The organism is Ruegeria sp. AA6 (assembly GCF_056542865.1).
The window spans coordinates 62170-80735 of record NZ_JBQGAN010000017.1; the positions used below are offsets into that span (position 1 = coordinate 62170).

The window sequence follows — 18566 nt, forward strand, 5'->3', positions numbered from 1 at the left end:
GACACACCTCCTGATGCCCAATGTACTTATTCTGGGCGGCACGACCGAGGCCAATGCGCTGGCCAAAACATTGGCCGAACAGGGTATTGCGGCGACCTATTCTTACGCTGGCCGTGTGGACAAGCCGCGCCCTCAACCCTTGCCGGTGCGTGTGGGGGGCTTTGGCGGTGCGGATGGGCTGGCGCGGTATCTGCGCGAAAACGCAGTCACCCATGTGATTGACGCAACCCATCCCTTTGCCGCGCAAATGAGCCGCAATGCCATTGCCGCGTGCCGTGACTCTGGTGTTCCGTTGACAGCGCTGACCCGCCCGCAATGGCAGCCGCAGACGGGCGACCACTGGCGCCATGTACCGGATATTGACGGTGCTGTGGCAGCCTTGTCCGGCCCGGCGCAGCGCGTCTTTTTGGCCGTAGGTCGGATGCATCTTGAGGACTTCGCGGCCCAGCCCCAGCATCATTACCTGTTGCGGTTGGTGGATGAACCCGACGCTTTGCCTCTGCCGAATTGCGAAGTGATCGTGGCGCGCGGGCCGTTTGCCGAAGCTGACGACCGGGCGCTGATGCAGCGCAACGGTACCGAGTTGGTGGTGTCCAAGAACGCGGGCGGCACCGGTGCGCGCGCCAAGCTGGACGCCGCGCGGGCGCTGGGCGTGCCCGTGCTGATGATCGACCGTCCAACCCTGCCGCAGCGGACCGAACTGTCGAGTGTCGCACAGGTTCTGGACTGGCTGGCTCATGCGGGCGTGAACCTCGGGGTGTAGACGATAGGGGTGCTGTCTCGGTCTATCACGCGGGTCAGGGAGGAGCCGACGATGACCACTGTCTGCATGTCTGCCATATCCGGCGTCGCCTCGGCGAGGGTCGAAATGCGGATTGCCTCATCCGCGCGGGATACGGCGCGGGCGAACAGGATCAGGCGCTCGGGCTCGCATTCCTCGCGCAGAATTTCCAGAGTCTTTACAAACCCTTCCGGGCGGGACTTCGAGCGCGGATTGTAGAACGCCATGGCAAAATCCCCCTGCGCCGCCAAACGCAGGCGCTTTTCGATCAGAGACCACGGTTTGAGGTTGTCACTAAGGTTGATGGCGCAGAAATCATGACCCAGTGGTGCCCCTGCACGGGCCGAAGCCGCCAACATAGCGGTAATACCCGGCAATACGTCGATGGGAATCCCGCGCCATTCCGACGGACCGTTTTCTAATGCCTCGAACACGGCTGCGGCCATCGCGAACACCCCGGGATCGCCCGAGGATACCACGACCACGCGTTTCCCTTCGGCCGCCATTTGCAACGCGTGCTGAGACCGGTCAATCTCAACCCGGTTGTCACTGGCATGCAGTGTCAGGCCGGGGCGTTCAGCCACGCGGGCGACATAGGGGATATAGCCCACAATATCTGTGGCCTCGGCCAGTGCGGCGGATACCTCGGGCGTCACCAGGTCTTCATTGCCCGGCCCAAGACCTGCGATCTTGACCCAGCCGCTCATGGTCGTCGCCCCTGACCATGCACGATGATGATCGAGAAATAGGGGGTGACCTTGTCGCAAGCCTCGGACAGTTTCGTCACGGTTTGGTTCGGCATCTGCGCGAATTCCACGATCCACGCACGGTCATACAATCCGGCCGTCTTCAACGCTCGCTTCACCTTGTCGATATTGCGCCCGATCTTCATCACGACCAGAGCGTCTGTCTGCGCCATACGGCGAGACAGATCATCCTCGGGCAGGGTGCCGACCAGCACAGTCAGAACGTCGTCGCCCCATGTAATCGGATCTCCGGTCGCTGTCCAAGCGCCTGACATGCCGGTGATGGCGGGGACAACTTCTACATTAGCCTCTTCACGCAAGCGGCTGTAAAGATGCATAAAAGATCCGTAGAAGAACGGGTCCCCTTCACACAACACCACAACGTCCTCGCCCCGTTCCGACAAGGTTTTCAGGTGCGTCGCGCACTCTTCGTAGAATGCAGACAGCAGTTCGTTATAACGCGGATCGGATACCGGGATTTCTGTCGTAACCGGGTATTCCATCGGGAACTCGACCGCGTCACCGGGGATCATCCCGTTGACGATCTTGCGCGCCTGACCGCTGCGGCCCGGTTTGCGGAAAAACGCCACGTGACGTGCATTGCGCAACAGGCGGTCGGCCCGGACGCTCATCAGGTCAGGGTCGCCGGGGCCGAGACCCACGCCGTATATCTTGCCCGCGCTCATTCCGCGCGGCTCGCGATGGCGTTGACGGCGGCGACGGTTATGGCGCTGCCGCCAAGACGGCCCTTGACGATGCAGGACGGCACCGGTTGCGCCTCCCACAATGCGTCTTTGGATTCAACCGCGCCGACAAAGCCCACAGGGCAGCCAATGATGGCGGCGGGGCGCGGGCAGGTGGGGTCTTCCAGCATATTCAGCAGGTGGAACAAAGCAGTCGGGGCATTGCCGATGGCAACCAGCGCGCCCTCCAGATGCGGGCGCCACAGCTCCAATGCGGCGGCCGAGCGAGTGTTGCTCATTTCTGCAGCCAGCGGGCGTACGCGTTCGTCGTGCAGGGTGCAAATCACCTCGTTGTCAGCAGGCAGGCGAAAGCGGGTGACGCCTTCGCTGACCATGCGCGCATCGCACAGGATCGGCGCGCCACCTTCCAACGCAGTCCGCGCCGCAGTCACGAAACCGGGTGAGAAATGCACGAACTCTTCCAGCCCGACCATACCGGCGGCGTGAATCATGCGGACGGCGACCTGTTCTTCGTCGGCGTCGAACCGAGCCAGATCGGCCTCGGACCGGATGGTGGCAAAGCTCTCTTTATAGATCGCCGCGCCATCGGTTTCGTATTCATAGGGCATCACGTCAGGTCCATGGTCTTGAGTGTTTCGAGTGTCAGGTCACGCTGGCAGGGCTCATCCCCTGCGCGGCCTCGTTTGACAAGGTCAAATCGCCCATCGCGACCGACCAGAGTAACATCTGCGGGACTCATCCGGGCGCAGCCCTTGGCGCAGCCCGATACATGCAGGCTGCCAGTCACGCGTGGAGCCAGAGCTCGGGCTATTTCGCGGGTTTCCACTTGTGCCTGCGGGCAGAACGGTGCGCCGGGGCAGGCGTCGGTGGTCATCAGCGGATCGGTGGCCTCGGTCACAAAGGCCGGGGCAGGTATCGCCGCCCCGCCTTCCAACAGGAACAGCCGCCACGGGGTGACGCGCAGGGCTGATGCGCCGGTGCCTTCAATCAGGCTAATCAGTCGACGCGCGGGCAATTGTCCGAAGGCTGCGCCGTAGAAAACTCCCAACTCGCACGTTCCGGGGGTCAACGGGGTAGCTATCTCTCGGGGTTGACTGCCTTGCCACCGCCCCGGCAGACCTTGCGCCCGCACGACCCGCGCCATGCGACGGTTTTCTGGCGTCTGGTATTCGGAAAACCACTGCGCCAATTCAATCAGTTGGTCGATTGCTTGGACCTCGGTCACTTGGCGTCCGGTCGCACACCCATCGGCGCGCAGGATCAGGCTATCCGTGCCGGTTTCCAGCCGGATGTCTGCGGAATCCGCAGCGAGCAGCCGGGCCGGACCAGTGTCGATGGCAAAACCAAATTTCGCAGGAAGGGCTGGGAGGTCCGCCAACCGGTCAATCAACGCCTGCGTCAGCCGCGAAGTCAGGTCGCCGGCTTGATATAGCGGGTTAACAAGGATGTTGCGCCGCACTTCGATACCGGGCTCGGCATCCAGAAGATCTAACTCTGCAAGTTCAGAAAGCAGCGGCTGATGGTCCGCCTCCTTCACGCCACGCAACTGCAGGTTGGCGCGGTTGGTCAGGTCAACGGTGCCATTGCCGAAGCGTTCAGCCAGTTCACATAGACCCAATGCCTGAGCAGCACTCAGACGGGCCAGCCGGGGGCGCACTCGCACAACCAGCCCCTCACCCGACATCATCGGACGGTGCGCGCCCGGACACCAACCCTGAACGATTGGGGCGCTCATCCCAAGCCCTCCAGATCGGCGCGGATCGAGTTCCTGCGGGTGTTCCACAATCCGGCGTCCAGCAGAGCGCGGAACCGGTCCAGCATCGCCTGATGGGCCTGCGGATTGGCCTGTTGCAAGAAGGCGTCGACCTCTTCGTTGCCAAGTGTCGCATCGTGGTACAGGTCGAACAAATGCGGCGCGACCGTGCCGGACAGATGGGCGAATGACGCCATATGATCCAGCGTCGCCGCAATCTCGGCGGCCCCGCGGAAACCATGCCGCTGCATGCCCGCTATCCAGCCGGGATTGGTCGCGCGGGCATGCACAACGCGGCTGATTTCCTCGGGCAGAGTGCGGGCGCGCGGATTTTCGGGGTTGGTGTTGTCCAGATGATAAAGCTGCGCGCTGCCGCCGGTGATTTTCTTGGCGGCGGCGAATCCGGCCTCATGCGTGGCATAGTCATTGGCCAGCAACAGGTCGGTTTCGGTCAGGTCTTGCAGGTGAACGAAACTGTCCGCATTGGCGACGCGCTCGGTGATGCCATCGATGTCCTGCGCGATATGCTCGCCTTCCAGAGCGAAGGAGCTGGCCTGAAGCCACGCTTCACCTGCCTGCGTGCGGGCTTCGTCGGTGTAGATTTCGGACAATTGGGTCATGTTGACCCCATAGCTGCCGGGGGCCGGGCCAAAAACCCGCGCGGCAGGCGCCTGACCGGCATACGGGTTCCAATCCGGGGGCTCATCCCGATCACACAACGCACGCACCGCCTGACCGAAAAGCGCTGAAAGCGTTGGAAATACGTCGCGGAACAGGCCCGACACGCGCAGGGTCACATCCAGACGCGGGCGGCTGAGGTCCGTGATCGGCAGCACTTCGATTCCCGAGACACGTTCGGACCCCTTGTCCCAGACGGGTTTGACACCCAGCAGATGCAGCGCCATCGCGAATTCCTCGCCCGCGGTGCGCATGGTCGCAGATCCCCACAGGTCGACGATCAGCCCTCTGGGGTAATCGCCTTCTTCTTGCAGATGTCGCCGCACCAGTTCCTCGGCCAGTTTGACGCCCTGCGTATAGGCAGCACGGGTCGGAACCGAGCGTGGGTCGGTTGTGTAAAGGTTCCGCCCTGTGGGCAGCACATCCGAGCGACCACGATAGGGCGAACCGGAAGGCCCGGCCTCGATCCGCTTTCCGGCCAGCGCGTTGATCAGCGCATTGCGCTCGGCATGGGCCGAGGGACCGGGATCGAAATTGCGCGTGACTTCTGGCACACGGCCAAAAATGTGAAGGCCGTCGCCGAACTGACTTTCCTTAATGTCGCAGACGAAGCGGTCGATGAGAGTGATCGCCTCGGCAGTGCAGGTTGCCTGATCAAGGCCAAGGTCGCTTTCAAGTCCGATGGCCTGAGCCTCGTCGCGAATGTCTTCCTGCAGTCGGTCGCGGCGCTTGGGGTCCAGACCGTCGGCGTTCGAGAATTCGTCCAACAGCGATTCCAACCGCACCATGCGATCAGGTGTGCCGCTTTCTTTCAAAGGCGGAGGAATATGGCCCAGCGTGACGGCCCCGATCCGGCGCTTGGCCTGTGCGGCCTCACCCGGGTCGTTGACGATGAAGGGATAGACTACCGGCAGATCGCGGATCAGCGCCTCGGGCCAGCAATCGGCGGACAGGGCGACCGACTTACCGGGCAGCCATTCCAGCGTGCCATGCGCGCCGATATGGATCAGCGCATCTGCGCCTAACCCCTTGCGAAGCCAAAGGTAAAACGCAACATAGCCGTGGCGTGGCGTGCGTGACAAATCGTGATAGTCGTCATCGCGCAATTCGGGTGTGCCACGTTCAGGTTGCAGCGCAACCAGCGCCCTGCCGCGCATGAGGGCGGTAAAGTGGAAGGCTCCGTTGGCGACCGCCGGGTCGTTCTCGGGTTCGCCCCAGACGGTTTGCAAATCTGTGCGCAACTCTTCGGGCAGTTCTTTCAGCGCAGCTTGGTAGTCTTGCAGTGACCAAGAAAGCCGAGCCTCAAGAAGGCAGTCTGCAATCGGTTCGGCCGGGGAGGTATCATACCCTTCGCCCTGCAGATCGGACAGCATTGCTTCGGCCGAGGCCAGCGCGTCCAGGCCAACCGCATGGGCCATCTGCCAGTCTTTGCCAGGGTAGGTAGATAACACCAACGCAGGAACCTGATCCGCTTTGGGCTTGTCGTTCAGGTTAAGCCAGCCGGTGACGCGGTCGATGATGGCTTCGATCCGCTCGGGCTCGGCCCGGTGCGCAAAGCGGGAATATTCCAGATGAGGGTCGCGTTTGCCCGGCTCTTTAAACGACGCAATGCCCGCGGAAATCCGCCCGTCCACCTCGGGCAGAACCACATGCATGGCGAGGTCGGCGGGGGAGAGGCCGCGTTCTGCCTCGGCCCATGCCTTACGGCGTGACGTGGCGAGGGCGACCTGAAACACAGGCACATTGGCGGCGTCTAGTGGCGATGTACCCGACGCACCTTTGCCCGAGAAGGACGTGGCGTTGATGATGGCAGACGGGGCAAGCGCAGCCATCTGTTCGCGCAGCCAGTCGGCGGCAGCCGGGGCTTTCAGCGACGGGGCAAACAGTCCCATTGCGTCAAACCCACGTGCGCGCAACCGTTGGATCAGCGCGGCAACGGGGGCGGTGTCGGCTGAAGTCAGGTAAGCACGGTAAAAGGTCACAAGGATGCGCTTTGCGTCACCTGCAAATGCCTTGTCCACTGGAACCACACCGCGATCCGGGCACCACGCGCCACATTCGGGGATCGTTTTGGCCCCCATAACCGGCCCGGCATAAAGCCCCGCGGCCAATGCCATCTGCGCCAAAGCAGCCTGTGCCGCAACCTCGCCGCCGGTGTCGCAGAGATGCGCCAGACGGCGCAGGGTTGAAACCGGCAGGGTCGAGTAGTCGTCCAACCGCGTGTCTTCGCGCCCATCGGCGGGCAGGACGGCCAGCGCGATGCCCTTGGCCTGCGCCAAAGCCAGAACCTGCTGCAACCCGTAGGACCAATAGGGCACGCCACCGATCAGACGGATCAGGATGCCCTTCGCACCTTCCAGCGTCTGTTCGACATAAGTATCGACCGAAAGAGGATGTTTCAGCGCGGTCAGGTTGGCCAGCCGCAGGGTCGGCATCCGACCATCGGGGCCGCCGCCGCGATGCCAGCCTGCCGCGAAAGCGCCGAGGTCGCTGTCCGAAAAGGACAACACCACCAGATCCGCCGGGCTTTGTCCCAGATCGGTCGGGGTCTCGGTTTCTTCGAGCCCGTGGCTTTCGCGAAAGACGACGTGCATGGTTTACTCGGCGGCCTCGGTTACACCCGCAAGGATTTCGCGGATCTCGGCCTCTTTGATGTCGTCATGCTCGGCAATGACTACCAGACGCGAGCGGCGCTCTTCGCCGGGCTCCCACGGGCGGTCATACTGGTGGCGCACGCGGGCACCGACGGCCTGCACCAACAAGCGCATGGGTTTTCCCTGAACGGCGGCGTAGCCTTTGACGCGCAGAATGTTCAGCTCGGTGGCCAGACGTTCGATCTTGGTAACCAGTTCGGTCGGGTCGGTCTGTTCGGGCAATTCTACGATGATACTTTCGAAATCTTCATGCTCGTGATCGTGGTGGCCATCGTGATGGCTGGGACGGGCGTCCATGTCATCTTCGGCGGCGGCTTCCAGTCCCAGAACAACCCGCACGTCCACGACCCCTTCGGCGACCTCAACAACGGGCAGGGGGCGTGGGGCTTCGGCGGCAATGACCTCTTTGGCCTTTGCAACACCTTCGGGACCCGCCAGATCGGGCTTGGTCAGCAGGATTATGTCGGCACAGGAGATCTGATCCTCGAACACTTCGGACAAAGGCGTTTCATGGTCGATCGAGTCATCGGCCAGACGCTGGGCATCCACAGCCTCGACATTCGGGGCAAAGCGACCGGCAGCTACGGCCTCGGCATCGGCCAGCGCGATCACGCCGTCGACGGTGATCTTAGACCGAATATCGGGCCAGTCGAAGGCCTTCAGCAAAGGTTTGGGCAGCGCCAGACCGGAGGTTTCGATCAGGATATGCTCGGGGCGCGGTTCCAGCGCCATCAGAGCTTCGATGGTCGGAATGAAATCATCGGCCACGGTGCAGCAAATGCAACCATTCGCCAGTTCCATGATGTTTTCCGCTGGGCAATCCGGGATGGCGCAGGATTTCAGGATATCGCCATCTACGCCCACATCGCCGAACTCGTTGACCACAACGGCCAGACGCTTGCCCTGCGGGTTCTGCATCAGGTGCTTGACCAGCGTGGTCTTGCCCGAGCCCAGAAAGCCGGTGATCACGGTAACGGGAAGTTTTTCAAGGTTCGACATGATCTCAGGCTCCAATCGGTGGAATGCGCGAGGCGCAGTTTTTGCGGAAATGTTCAGGGCGTTCGCGCCACTTCACCAGCCCATCTTCGGTGGCCAGATACTTGGTCGCGCCGTCGACGATGACATCGACATGATCGACCTCGTTCAGGTTCTCATAAACGAAAGTCCAACGATCGGGGCCACCGCGAAGAACGATCGAGCAGCCCTGATCGCAGTTCGACAGGCACTCGACAGGTTTCAGCTTAATGCCGTCTGGCAACCCGGCGTCTTCCAGAGCTTTGTGTAGCAATGTGCCGGGTCTCTGTGCGTCATCCTCGATGGGCAGGCCACGGCGGCACGTGGTGCAGACCAGCAGCTCGACAGGTGCGGTCTCGGTCATGTCTCTCATCCCCCCAATCCTCTTTGTGGGGGACGGGGTTTCATGCGGGCCACGTCTGCACATGGACCCGACACCGGAACACCCCGTCCGGTTTCAACTTCGGGCGCTGGCAGGTCTCCCGGCTTGCGGATGTCAAGGCGTCTGCCTTGTCGGATGTCCCGCCTTCCCGGCCTGATGGCCAGTGGCTTTGGGCACCCTCTCCGGTCACGGTCGCGGGGGCGGCTGCGTTTGGCGGAAGTTCCGTTGACGCATTCCCTTTTCATCCATCGCGTGATGGACACCAACGCAAGGGACATGCGGCACCGGCAGGGGGCTTGTCAAGCACGAGGCACCGGTTGAAATCGCTCAGGTCGGAAAAGCGACCCGCCTACATCAAACAGCGGCATCCATCGCCAGCCTTTCCCGCAGCCACGCACAAAACAGACCCGCCGCTGCCGTTGGTTGGGCAGCCCCTCGTGCGCTGATCAGATAATGCGACTGGGCAAAGGGAATCGCAGGGCCCGTGATTTCAATCGGCGCACCCTGCCGGATCGCGTTCAGGGCAAAGCGTTCCAGGATCGTCGCATAGCCTGCACCGGCCATGACAAGCTGTAGAGCGGCCACCGAAGTATCCACCGAATGCCGAGGCGGCTGATCTGGCGGTGCCGTGTCATTTGCCTGAAAGTATCGGGCCCAGTTGTCTTCGTATCCTAGAATATGGATCAAAGGGCCTTTTCGTAGGGTGTTCAGTGTCGGTGAAGGAGTCCCAGCCCTGCACACTGGAACCAGCTTTTCATCGGTCAGTTTCTCAGTTCGCACTCCGGGCCAGTCGCCATAGCCAAGCCTGATTTCCACATCAACATCGCCGGGCGCTACGCTGTCATTCCAAATGTGTGAGACCAGTCGTACAGGTATATCCGGATGCCGTTGATTAAAGTCAGGCAGCTCTGCGGCCACCCAGTAAGTTGCGGTCGAAATCGCGGCACGAATTGTCAGGGTCTGGTGGGACGCGGGGCCGAACAGGCTGTTGGTAGACAGCGCAATATCACCCAGCGCGCGCCGGACCGTCAGCGAATAGGACTGCCCCAATTCGGTCAGTTCCAACCGACGCGCATTTCGGGTGAACAGTTTTTTCCCCAGTTCGGCCTCAAGCGAACGGATATGCAACGAAACTGCTGTCTGCGTCAGGCCAAGTTCCCGCGCGGTAGTGGTGAAATTCAGATGCCGCGCAGCGGATTCGAAACTGCGCAACCACGCGGGGTTTGGAAGGCGGTCCATCTATCACCAAATTTTTTTGACCATAACGATGCATATTATTCATTTTTGTTTTCAAGAGGCAACACGGATACTCATCCAGAACGCGACCGTCAGGAGAGAAACATGAAAGTTGGTTTTATCGGTCTGGGAAATGTCGGCGGCAAGCTATCAGGCTCGCTTCTGCGCAACGGAATCGACCTGACGGTCCATGACCTCAATGCTGATCTAGTTGCCGAGTTCACAGCCAAAGGCGCCAAGGCCGCCGATAACCCCGCTCAGATGATGCGAGATTGCGATGCGGTGATAACGTGCCTTCCGTCCCCAGCTGCATCGGACGCCGTCATGCAACAGATGCTGCCCGAAGTCGGGCCGGGTAAAATCTGGATGGAGATGTCGACCACGGACGAGGCCGAAGCCAAGCGCCTTGGAGCGTTGGTGATAGAACGCGGGGGCGCTGCCGTTGATTGCCCTGTATCAGGCGGGTGCCACCGGGCAGCGACGGGCAATATCTCGATCTTTGCAGGGTGTGACCGCGAGACGTTCGAACAAATCCTGCCGTTTTTGACCACAATGGGGCGGCGTGTTCTGCACACAGGAGAGCTGGGCTCGGCCTCGGTTCTGAAGGTGCTGACCAACTATCTGGCAACGGCCAACCTGATCACTTGCGCAGAGGCGTTGGTGACGGCCAAGGCTGCGGGCATGGATCTCAACACGACATACGAGGCGATAAAGATTTCCTCAGGCACATCATTCGTTCACGAGACCGAAAGTCAGGTCATTCTAAACGGATCGCGCGATATTTCGTTTACGATGGACCTTGTAAAAAAGGACATTGGCCTGTTCCAAGAGGTCGCCGACCGCGCTGGGGTGCCGCTGGAAATCAATCCCGTTATGATCAAAATCTTTGACGATGGCATCGAGCGTTTCGGGGAACGAGAGCTTTCACCTAACATTATCAAACGTTTAGAGGAATCCACGGGCCTAGACATTACAGCGCCAGGCTTCCCACCAGAGATGCTGGATGATGAACCGGAAGAGCCAGGTTACGAAGTCATCCCTCAAGGCAGGCAAGGCTAAGAACACAAGTCACGTTAGTTTGAAGGCTGGGTTGTATCAGGAGAGTGGAGGCGAGTACCGGAATCGAACCGGTGTACACGGATTTGCAATCGATACTTTCTAGGTGTTTACGGATTTCTTCGCGGTAAAGTTGTTCGATGTCTAGCAAGTCTCAAGTCCTTCTAACATATAGATAATATCCTATAATCCCACAGATTTTGATGGGGTGTAAAATCAAGATCGGTGATAGGTTGGTTGGACCATGCAGACGCTGACCAGCCGAAAAAACCAAAGCATCTATGACGCCAAAACGAACGACCTGATCCGCGAGATTCAGGCCGCGCGTGAGGCGTTGCGGGAAGCCGAAGACAAGCTGGCCAAGCATCTGCTGCTGGATAAGTAATCAGAAAGGAAACAGACAGATGAAACCCAGCGAAATGAGTACCGCACTGAAAGATCTGATTGGCAAAATCGGACACTATGCTGAAGTGACCCAAGACCAAGGGTTGCAGGAATTGGTGAAAGAAGCGGAGTCCGATCTGATGGACCTGAGCCACCAGCTAAACGACATTCCAGATCTACCGCTGTGAGGCAATAAGCCATAGCCAGTGGGGGCGGGATTGGCTGACCCGAACTGACACGAACCGCTGGCAAGAAAAGACCCGGCACGCTTAGGGGCGTGACCGGGCCAATACAGAAAGCATGTCAGACGTGGACAATGTTACACCCGTTAACACAATCACGCAACAAAGCCACCCGTGGCACGCACACGCGCTATCACTGGGGCTGACCGATACCATACCAGTCATGCCGCCGTGGGCCGATCTGCACGAACACTCAAAAGTCGATCCGAAGGCGCGCGGTAAGGTGCCGTGTGAATATTACGGTGGGGCTTTCGATGGCATGGGAAGCTGGCCACAGTACCAGATGGACGCCGTAAAGGTCGCACGCTGGGACCAGCTAGGCACCAACGTCGGTCTGAAGATGGGGCGCGACTGGTGCGCGCTAGACGTGGACATCACCGACGATGTGACCGCACAGGCCATGCTTAACCGCATCAACGAATTGGGTCAGAATGCCTATTTTATCCGATGGGGTGCGGTGCCGAAATTTCTGGTCCTGTTCCGTATCGCACCCGGTGAAACGATCCGCAGAAAACAATACCCGATCAAGCGTGACGGTGAAACGCAACGGGTCGAAGTGATGGGCCTGACGGCCCGTGAACAGCCCACACAGGCCGTGATCTTCGGTGTCCACCCGTCAGGGCGGGAATACCAGTGGAACCGCTGGCCGCAAGCCGATCAGGTGCAGCAATGCACGCTGGCCCAGATGGATTGGCTGGTCGAAGAAATGCTGAAGGTAGCCGAGTCACGCGGCTGGACCAGAGGCAAAGCCACCAACGTCCACCAGATGAATGACGGCATATCCCGCCACGGTGCGCAGCCAGCCGATCAAAGCCTTTTTGAGCCGATCTGTGATCTGATCCCCAACGACGACCTTGAATATGATGAATGGATTGCAATTGCCTATGCGATGAAAAACGCAATGGGGGATGCCGCTTGGCCCGTGTTCGCCAAGTGGTCGGCAAAGGCACCAAAAGACGATCCAAAGTTTACGCAGCACACGTGGCAGGGCTTCAAGCCCGATGGTGGGAATGGCTTTGGCAAACTGGTGTTTTTGGCCCGTCAGGCGTGTGGCGGTGATCTACCTGGAAATTTGGATGGACAGGTCCGCAGTGCGTTTAGATTGGCTGAAGCCGCCAAAGCTGGAATGCCGACCACAGCACCAGTGATCGCGTCACAGTCGGTTGTTGCACCAATGGAAGATTACGCGCACGACAGCAACGGCAATCTGGTTGCCAATATGCACAACGTCTTTGCGTATCTGGTCAATCAAGATCATTGGCGCGAACGGCTGTATTATGACGCGTTCACCAATCGGTTCATGATCGTGGATAACGGAAGGCACCGTGAACTGACCGACGACGATTACACTGCAATTCGGTCATGGTTTCAGCGGAACGTGTTTAACAAGATCGGCAAAGCGGATGTGATCGACGCCATCGAACTGGCCGCAAAGCGTAACACCCGTGAACCCGTCCAAGATTATCTGACCGGGCTGCAATGGGACAGGGTGCCGCGCATCGGATCGTGGCTGACCGAATATTGCGGCGTGCAAAGCCAAGATCTGACCCATTTGACCTACATCAACGCAGTGGGTCGCAAGTGGCTGATCAGCGCCGTGGCACGCGCGATGGAACCCGGTTGTCAGGCCGACTATTGCCTGATCTTTGAAGGCCCACAGGGGCGCGGTAAATCATCGGCCCTGCGTGCGTTGGTGCCGCACAAGGAATGGTTCAGCGACAGCTTGCCCGACTTTCACCAAAAGGATGCCGCAGAACATCTGGACGGGGTTTGGATCGTGGAAATGGCAGAACTGACCAGCGTGTACCGATCCGAACTGGAAAGCATGCGGTCGTTCATCACGCGCCGTGTGGAACGCTACCGTGAAGCCTATGGCCGCAGAACTGGCAGCAGACCGCGACGGTGCGTCTTTGCCGGATCTACCAACCGCAACGATTACCTGAAAGACCACGCAGGTGAACGCCGTTTTTGGATCGTCCAGACAGACGGCCAATTTCGGATAGCTGATCTGAAGGCCGTACGCGATCAGCTTTGGGCCGAAGCGTTTGCCGCGTACCAAGCCGGTGAACAGTGGTATCTGGACCCAGCCATCGAAGCGATTGCCACACAGGTCCAGAAAGCCCGTGTGGCCGCACATCCGTGGATGGACACGCTGGCTAGCATGTTGGCCCAACGTACACAGACCACCGTTGGTGAATGTTTCGCACTGATGAATATGGCTGTGAAAGATCAGACGCCACGCAAGCAACAGGAAATGATCGGTTGTCTTGAGGGGTTAGGGTTCGTCAGTAAGGGTCGTCAGTGGTCAGGTGCGCACCGTGGAAAGGTCTTGTACGAACGCACGTCATGACGTGCAATGCACTTCGTAATTTCACATATAGAATTCAAACTTTATGCCATGCACGTCAGCACGTCTATATTCCGTTGGAGCAAAGCGGATTCTACTATCCAATAATATCAAAGCGTTATGGTTAAAGGATAATGGCTATAAGTGGAATTACGACGTGCAACGTGCATACGACGTGCAAGCGTTTTTAACCTCTATTGGATTACGATGTGCATGACGTGCAACAGGGGTCCAACTCGGGGCATCATCCACCAACACACCAGCCAAATCCCCTAGTCTTAGGGCTATATGCGTTGGGTGTAGCGTACCGCAGCAGACGGCACCAAACACACCAACCAACACAACACGATCACGCTACCCGATGGATATATGCTTAACGCTATAGGTGCGCCCCCCACCCATATCGTTTGCGTTTAGTTCGATCACGTCACGATTGCGATCTGTTGCGTTGCGTGACGATGCTGACCGTTGGCCACCGCAACATTCAAACGCTGGGGGCGGTATCGCCAAACAGAAATCATGGGGGTGGCCACCGCGCAGGGGAATTGATTTTTATAACAAATGGCAAAAATGAAACTCGGGCAAAATCTATAGAAACTATTTTAGAGCGGTCATTTTCGGCCACGTATTGCCGTTTTTTACCTTCAAATTTTATCGAAAAATAAAATTTTACTGTCAAAAATAATAAAAATACCTATGATTTGGTACGTCTCGCGCGTTCCGGCGCGATTCCTTGGTTGTGGAGGTAATGTGACCAGACGCAGACCACCAAAACACGTGAGGAATGCCGATGCAGCCAGCAGGAATGAGACTTCATCCTCGAAAACAAGGTTACCTATTTCACATTGGTTGAAGCAATGGAGATTTACTCCGCCGGAACCGGAGAAGGATGCTACCCGGAAATATAGGCCGGATTTTGGCCGTTACTCAGCGTTTGTCTCAGGTCCCAAATAATCAAAGCGCCAAGCAGCCCTTCTTAAAGAACTTAGCGAATGGCAGCTATGTCTGAAAAGTAGAAAATCGCCAAGATTTCTGCGTTCATAGCTTTGCTTGACACACTGAGCAATCCTCACTGACAATGTTTTCACCGTTTAAGCAAGATGTAGGTTATAAGATGAAACTCCATATTATTTGCGTAAGCCTGATTGCTGTATCCACCACCTCTGCCTTTGCCGATCCCATCACTGATGCTTTGGCCGGAAAAACACTTATAGCTCCCGGTCAAGAAGTAACTGCCCACGCGGATGGCCGACTAACTGGCAAGGTTGGTGCAGACTTGGATACTGAACTTGTGGGGACTTGGGAAATCAAGAACGGTCAATGGTGCCGTACGCTCACCAAACCAGAAGCCGCAGCCGGTAGCGCCTGTCAAGAACTAACAATGGGCGATGGCACAGTCACTATCGTAGGAAGTCGTGGACCTGTCGAATATACTATCAATTAGTAAAGTTCTCGATAATTGAGGAAGTCATCAAGGGGAACTGCACAACCATCTCTAGATGTCCAATGCTTTCGCATATCAGCCGTAGATGCCCAGTTTTCTGCGGGTAATCTACCGTTTCGGGAAAGGAATAAACTCCTGATCATCTCACGGTGGCAGGTGGATCTACGGATTACTGCCCCAAGCCTCAGCTCGCTTTTTCTGATGTATTCAAACTTCAACTGCTTAATCGCTTCCTTGCGGACCTTCAGACTTGGACCTTCATCATAGGACCCAGCCACATCGCCCGAACCGTTCGACCCTGATCATCTGTTGTGCCGCCACTGAGTGTCTGGATGGGTTTAAGCGATGGACCGCGTGGGCAGGGACCGAGAACCGCCAAGCCTGACCACCTGGAAGCTAGATGTAGTATCTTATAGCTTAACTCCTATATGTAAGCATCTAATTTAATTTGTTTTTATCGTACCGGAAATATGGACTCAACACCATATGTGGTGCCATCCTGCGTCCTGACCCTAATAGGACCGCAGCGGATGTTGACAATACACACAGCAGCAGATCACACCCGCAGATTGGTGAAGGATCAAGGCTATACGCGGTCCCGTCTTCACCAAATCAGCAAGGCCGAAGAATCTGGCTCGCAAGGTGCGTGCGCTGAACGGATGAAGATAACCGCATACCTGCAAAAAGACATCGACCGTGCCGAACGGTCCATTAGTGACACCCGTGCGGCATCGATCCGATACCAACGTGCAGCCAGTATTCTACGCGGTGCCGGGTCCGTCACGTCTGACCCGTTACACCAACGTTGCGCGGATCTGGCGCGGATGGGTGGCGATACCGCGCCACTCATCGACCAATTGGACCGTGCAGCACAACGCGCACACGACGCAGCCGAAAAGGCCGCAGACCGGCTGGCCAAGGCCGACATGTCGTTGCGCACGACAGCAGCCCTAGCGGCCTATCTGGCCTATCTGGCTGAACGCAAATTCAAATCCGACAAACAGACCGAACGGCTGCGACAGTCGTATCTGGCATTCAAAAGGGCCGCAGCATGACAAACCCTTTCCGTAACACCAGCGACAACCCTTATGATCGCCCGTTGGTCGGGGGTAAACTGGACACCCGTGGCGCACAGCAAGACCTGAACGCGGTCGTGTACGACCCGCAAACGGAGAGTGTGAACCCAGCGGGTGTGGCGCTGATCCAGACCATCATGAAACAGGTTCACAAGCAGACTTTGCAGCCCGACGACATTGCCGAAGCGGTCGGCAACGCACTGGCACCCTTGCTGGACCGGGTCGGCACGCTGGAACGCGCGTTGGACGTCAAACGCGACGACACGGCCAAGGCAATCCAATCCGAGATTGACGGCTTTTTGGGCGCCGACGACAGCCCGACCAAGGACCAGCTAAAGGTGATGTTCAAAACGCATCAGAAGAAAATGGAAGGGATCAAAAATGGGAATGCCTAGCCGCCTGATGTACGACATGCCGCGTTCGATCCGGTCCAAGTTGGTGAAGCAGGAAGCCCGCTTTGTGCTGGCTGGATATGACCGCACGACCGCCAAGGAAATGGCGCGATCAGCCGTCCGACAACTCTACACCGAACGCGGCAAAGACTTTGTCCGCGACTATCCACAATGGCGCGATCTTTTCGTCAAAACCGCAGCCAAACAGCTTGGAAGGATTGACCTATGAACGCTGCATTCAGCAACAGCCGCAACAACACACGGCGCAAAGCATCTGCCGAGTTTGAACGCATGGCACACGAAAAGGCTTTTGACGAAACGGTCAAAGTCTTCGAAGACGCACCGAAACTGGCCAAAGAAAATACCGCACTAAAGGCACAGGTGGATGCCCTGACCAAGCAAGCCGACAGACCTGTCTCGGTCACTGTGCAGCAACCCCGACCGGCAACGGTCAAAGGCGTCACCAAGGTGCCGAAGTCCACCGACGTCGCGTTTGCGCGTGCTGTGGCCCATTTCAGCCAGCGTGACATCGCACAGGTGGCTGACGATCTGTTCCCCGGTGATCCCGGCAAGTTGCAGCGCAAGGCCGCAACCGCACCGGCCAGCACCGTCGATGCGGGATGGGGTGCTGAACTGGTCGAACACGCAGTTGGCCCGTGGGTCGAAGAACTGCGGCCCGTATCGGTCTATGCGGCTATGGCGGCTGGTGGTGTTTCCCTGCCGATGAATGAAGTTGCCAGCCTGACGATGCCGACCAACCCCGGCACCGGCGACATAAGCGGATCGTTCGTTGGCGAGAAAGGCACGATCCCGGTCAAATCAACCGTTGTCGGATCGGTCAATTTTCAGCGGTACAAAATGGCCGTCCTGTCGGTCTTCACCAATGAACTGCGCGACACCAGCACACCCAGCATCGAAGCGGTGATCCGGCGTAACGTGGTGGCTGATACGGCTGAAATGCTGGACGGTCATATCCTGAACCCGGCCAATGCGGCTGTACCGGGCATCCGTCCCGCATCGCCTTGGAACGGTGCGGCCAACCAAGCGTCCGCTGGCACCGGTCTGGACAATGTGATCGCGGACATCGCGTATCTGACCGGCGTGATCACCGCAACGCGACCGCGCAACCCGGTCCTGATCATGGACAATATGCGGGCGCAACGGCTGCGCATGATGCGTGAAGCGGGTGTGTTCCTGTTCCGTGACGAAGTGGAACGCGGCGAACTGTTCGGCTTGCCGCTGATCGTTTCTTCGACGGTCCCGACCGACCATATTTTCGTGATCGATCTGGCTGACTTTGCGTCATGGCTACCGGCACCCGAAATTGACGCCAGCGGATCGGCAACGGTGGTGATGGCTGACGACGCAACGGGCGCACCGCAGATGTTGGATGAAAACGCGATCAACGACACGGGTGGATCGATCCACGTATCCGACGCGGCTGGGGATGGCGCAAAGGTTATCAGCAGCTTCCAAGTGAACGCCACGGTGCTGCGGATGGTCCAACCCGTAACGCACGGCATGTTGCGGGCCGGTACAGCTGCGTATGTCACGGGGGTCGCGTGGTGATGTTTGAACCTGTCGCAAATGAGAACGGCGGTGAGAAAGTCGACCACGGTAGCGGCGGGATAACCCTGCTGCGGGCGGCGTAAAAGTCGTCCATCTTTGCCCTTCTTT

At 58.5% G+C, this 18566-nt stretch carries 18 protein-coding genes and 1 riboswitch; of the genes, 10 read left to right on the plus strand and 8 right to left on the minus strand.

The window, feature by feature from the left end:
* Positions 1-13: 13 nt before the first annotated feature.
* Positions 14-763 (plus strand): cobalt-precorrin-6A reductase, encoded by a 750-nt coding sequence (locus ACR0LN_RS17780; protein ID WP_480431580.1) that lies wholly within the window; start codon positions 14-16, stop codon positions 761-763.
* Here ACR0LN_RS17780 and cobJ read toward each other — a convergent pair.
* The 8 genes from cobJ to ACR0LN_RS17820 form a co-directional block, all read right to left on the minus strand.
* Positions 736-1488: a precorrin-3B C(17)-methyltransferase gene (gene cobJ / locus ACR0LN_RS17785; RefSeq protein WP_480431553.1), complete on the minus strand. Its 753-nt coding sequence runs from the start codon at positions 1486-1488 to the stop codon at positions 736-738. The genes ACR0LN_RS17780 and cobJ overlap by 28 nt on opposite strands.
* The gene (locus ACR0LN_RS17790) at positions 1485-2213 is read right to left on the minus strand and encodes a precorrin-2 C(20)-methyltransferase (protein WP_480431555.1); all 729 of its coding nucleotides are present in this window, start codon (positions 2211-2213) and stop codon (positions 1485-1487) included. The genes cobJ and ACR0LN_RS17790 overlap by 4 nt, the downstream gene beginning before the upstream one ends.
* Positions 2210-2839: a precorrin-8X methylmutase gene (locus ACR0LN_RS17795; RefSeq protein ID WP_480431556.1), complete on the minus strand. Its 630-nt coding sequence runs from the start codon at positions 2837-2839 to the stop codon at positions 2210-2212. The genes ACR0LN_RS17790 and ACR0LN_RS17795 overlap by 4 nt, the downstream gene beginning before the upstream one ends.
* Positions 2839-3966, minus strand: coding sequence for a cobalamin biosynthesis protein CobG (locus ACR0LN_RS17800; RefSeq protein ID WP_480431557.1), 1128 nt, complete (start codon positions 3964-3966; stop codon positions 2839-2841). The genes ACR0LN_RS17795 and ACR0LN_RS17800 overlap by 1 nt, the downstream gene beginning before the upstream one ends.
* The gene (cobN, locus tag ACR0LN_RS17805; RefSeq protein WP_480431558.1) at positions 3963-7256 is read right to left on the minus strand and encodes a cobaltochelatase subunit CobN; all 3294 of its coding nucleotides are present in this window, start codon (positions 7254-7256) and stop codon (positions 3963-3965) included. The genes ACR0LN_RS17800 and cobN overlap by 4 nt, the downstream gene beginning before the upstream one ends.
* Positions 7257-7259: 3 nt before the next feature.
* Complete coding sequence (cobW, locus tag ACR0LN_RS17810) at positions 7260-8315, minus strand: cobalamin biosynthesis protein CobW (protein ID WP_480431559.1); 1056 nt, start codon at positions 8313-8315, stop codon at positions 7260-7262.
* A 4-nt stretch (positions 8316-8319) separates the two neighbouring features.
* Positions 8320-8694, minus strand: coding sequence for a DUF1636 family protein (locus ACR0LN_RS17815; protein ID WP_480431561.1), 375 nt, complete (start codon positions 8692-8694; stop codon positions 8320-8322).
* Between the two features lie 91 nt (positions 8695-8785).
* Positions 8786-8994: riboswitch (cobalamin riboswitch) on the minus strand.
* A 72-nt stretch (positions 8995-9066) separates the two neighbouring features.
* The gene (locus ACR0LN_RS17820; protein ID WP_480431563.1) at positions 9067-9951 is read right to left on the minus strand and encodes a LysR substrate-binding domain-containing protein; all 885 of its coding nucleotides are present in this window, start codon (positions 9949-9951) and stop codon (positions 9067-9069) included.
* A 45-nt stretch (positions 9952-9996) separates the two neighbouring features.
* Between ACR0LN_RS17820 and ACR0LN_RS17825 the strand changes: the two genes are divergently transcribed.
* The 9 genes from ACR0LN_RS17825 to ACR0LN_RS17865 all read left to right on the plus strand — a co-directional run bounded on the left by ACR0LN_RS17825 (position 9997) and on the right by ACR0LN_RS17865 (position 18458).
* On the plus strand, positions 9997-11007 hold the full coding sequence (locus ACR0LN_RS17825; RefSeq protein WP_480431565.1) for an NAD(P)-dependent oxidoreductase: 1011 nt from the start codon (positions 9997-9999) through the stop codon (positions 11005-11007).
* Between the two features lie 241 nt (positions 11008-11248).
* Positions 11249-11389: a hypothetical protein gene (locus ACR0LN_RS17830; RefSeq protein WP_480431567.1), complete on the plus strand. Its 141-nt coding sequence runs from the start codon at positions 11249-11251 to the stop codon at positions 11387-11389.
* 19 nt (positions 11390-11408) lie between these two features.
* Positions 11409-11576 (plus strand): hypothetical protein, encoded by a 168-nt coding sequence (locus ACR0LN_RS17835; protein ID WP_480431568.1) that lies wholly within the window; start codon positions 11409-11411, stop codon positions 11574-11576.
* Between the two features lie 121 nt (positions 11577-11697).
* Positions 11698-13980: a VapE domain-containing protein gene (locus ACR0LN_RS17840; protein WP_480431570.1), complete on the plus strand. Its 2283-nt coding sequence runs from the start codon at positions 11698-11700 to the stop codon at positions 13978-13980.
* Between the two features lie 1111 nt (positions 13981-15091).
* A complete protein-coding gene (locus ACR0LN_RS17845; protein WP_480431572.1) occupies positions 15092-15421 on the plus strand; it encodes a hypothetical protein in 330 nt (109 codons plus the stop codon).
* Between the two features lie 530 nt (positions 15422-15951).
* A complete protein-coding gene (locus ACR0LN_RS17850) occupies positions 15952-16476 on the plus strand; it encodes a hypothetical protein (RefSeq protein ID WP_480431573.1) in 525 nt (174 codons plus the stop codon).
* Positions 16473-16892, plus strand: a complete 420-nt coding sequence (locus ACR0LN_RS17855) for a hypothetical protein (RefSeq protein ID WP_480431574.1) — start codon at positions 16473-16475, stop codon at positions 16890-16892. Before ACR0LN_RS17850 ends, ACR0LN_RS17855 begins: the two co-directional genes overlap by 4 nt.
* Positions 16879-17118, plus strand: a complete 240-nt coding sequence (locus ACR0LN_RS17860; protein ID WP_480431575.1) for a hypothetical protein — start codon at positions 16879-16881, stop codon at positions 17116-17118. The genes ACR0LN_RS17855 and ACR0LN_RS17860 overlap by 14 nt, the downstream gene beginning before the upstream one ends.
* Entirely contained in the window at positions 17115-18458 is a 1344-nt protein-coding gene (locus ACR0LN_RS17865) for a phage major capsid protein (RefSeq protein WP_480431577.1), read from the plus strand. The genes ACR0LN_RS17860 and ACR0LN_RS17865 overlap by 4 nt, the downstream gene beginning before the upstream one ends.
* Positions 18459-18566: the final 108 nt, after the last annotated feature.

Excerpts from the sequence above, each read along its gene's own strand:
- ACR0LN_RS17780 (WP_480431580.1), top strand. The coding sequence starts at position 14 with ATGCCCAATGTACTTATTCTGGGCGGCACGACCGAGGCCAATGCGCTG.
- cobJ (WP_480431553.1), bottom strand. The coding sequence starts at position 1,488 with ATGAGCGGCTGGGTCAAGATCGCAGGTCTTGGGCCGGGCAATGAAGAC.
- ACR0LN_RS17790 (WP_480431555.1), bottom strand. The coding sequence starts at position 2,213 with ATGAGCGCGGGCAAGATATACGGCGTGGGTCTCGGCCCCGGCGACCCT.
- ACR0LN_RS17795 (WP_480431556.1), bottom strand. The coding sequence starts at position 2,839 with ATGCCCTATGAATACGAAACCGATGGCGCGGCGATCTATAAAGAGAGC.
- ACR0LN_RS17800 (WP_480431557.1), bottom strand. The coding sequence starts at position 3,966 with ATGAGCGCCCCAATCGTTCAGGGTTGGTGTCCGGGCGCGCACCGTCCG.
- cobN (WP_480431558.1), bottom strand. The coding sequence starts at position 7,256 with ATGCACGTCGTCTTTCGCGAAAGCCACGGGCTCGAAGAAACCGAGACC.
- cobW (WP_480431559.1), bottom strand. The coding sequence starts at position 8,315 with ATGTCGAACCTTGAAAAACTTCCCGTTACCGTGATCACCGGCTTTCTG.
- ACR0LN_RS17815 (WP_480431561.1), bottom strand. The coding sequence starts at position 8,694 with ATGACCGAGACCGCACCTGTCGAGCTGCTGGTCTGCACCACGTGCCGC.
- ACR0LN_RS17820 (WP_480431563.1), bottom strand. The coding sequence starts at position 9,951 with ATGGACCGCCTTCCAAACCCCGCGTGGTTGCGCAGTTTCGAATCCGCT.
- ACR0LN_RS17830 (WP_480431567.1), top strand. The coding sequence starts at position 11,249 with ATGCAGACGCTGACCAGCCGAAAAAACCAAAGCATCTATGACGCCAAA.
- ACR0LN_RS17835 (WP_480431568.1), top strand. The coding sequence starts at position 11,409 with ATGAAACCCAGCGAAATGAGTACCGCACTGAAAGATCTGATTGGCAAA.
- ACR0LN_RS17845 (WP_480431572.1), top strand. The coding sequence starts at position 15,092 with ATGAAACTCCATATTATTTGCGTAAGCCTGATTGCTGTATCCACCACC.
- ACR0LN_RS17850 (WP_480431573.1), top strand. The coding sequence starts at position 15,952 with ATGTTGACAATACACACAGCAGCAGATCACACCCGCAGATTGGTGAAG.
- ACR0LN_RS17855 (WP_480431574.1), top strand. The coding sequence starts at position 16,473 with ATGACAAACCCTTTCCGTAACACCAGCGACAACCCTTATGATCGCCCG.
- ACR0LN_RS17860 (WP_480431575.1), top strand. The coding sequence starts at position 16,879 with ATGGGAATGCCTAGCCGCCTGATGTACGACATGCCGCGTTCGATCCGG.
- ACR0LN_RS17865 (WP_480431577.1), top strand. The coding sequence starts at position 17,115 with ATGAACGCTGCATTCAGCAACAGCCGCAACAACACACGGCGCAAAGCA.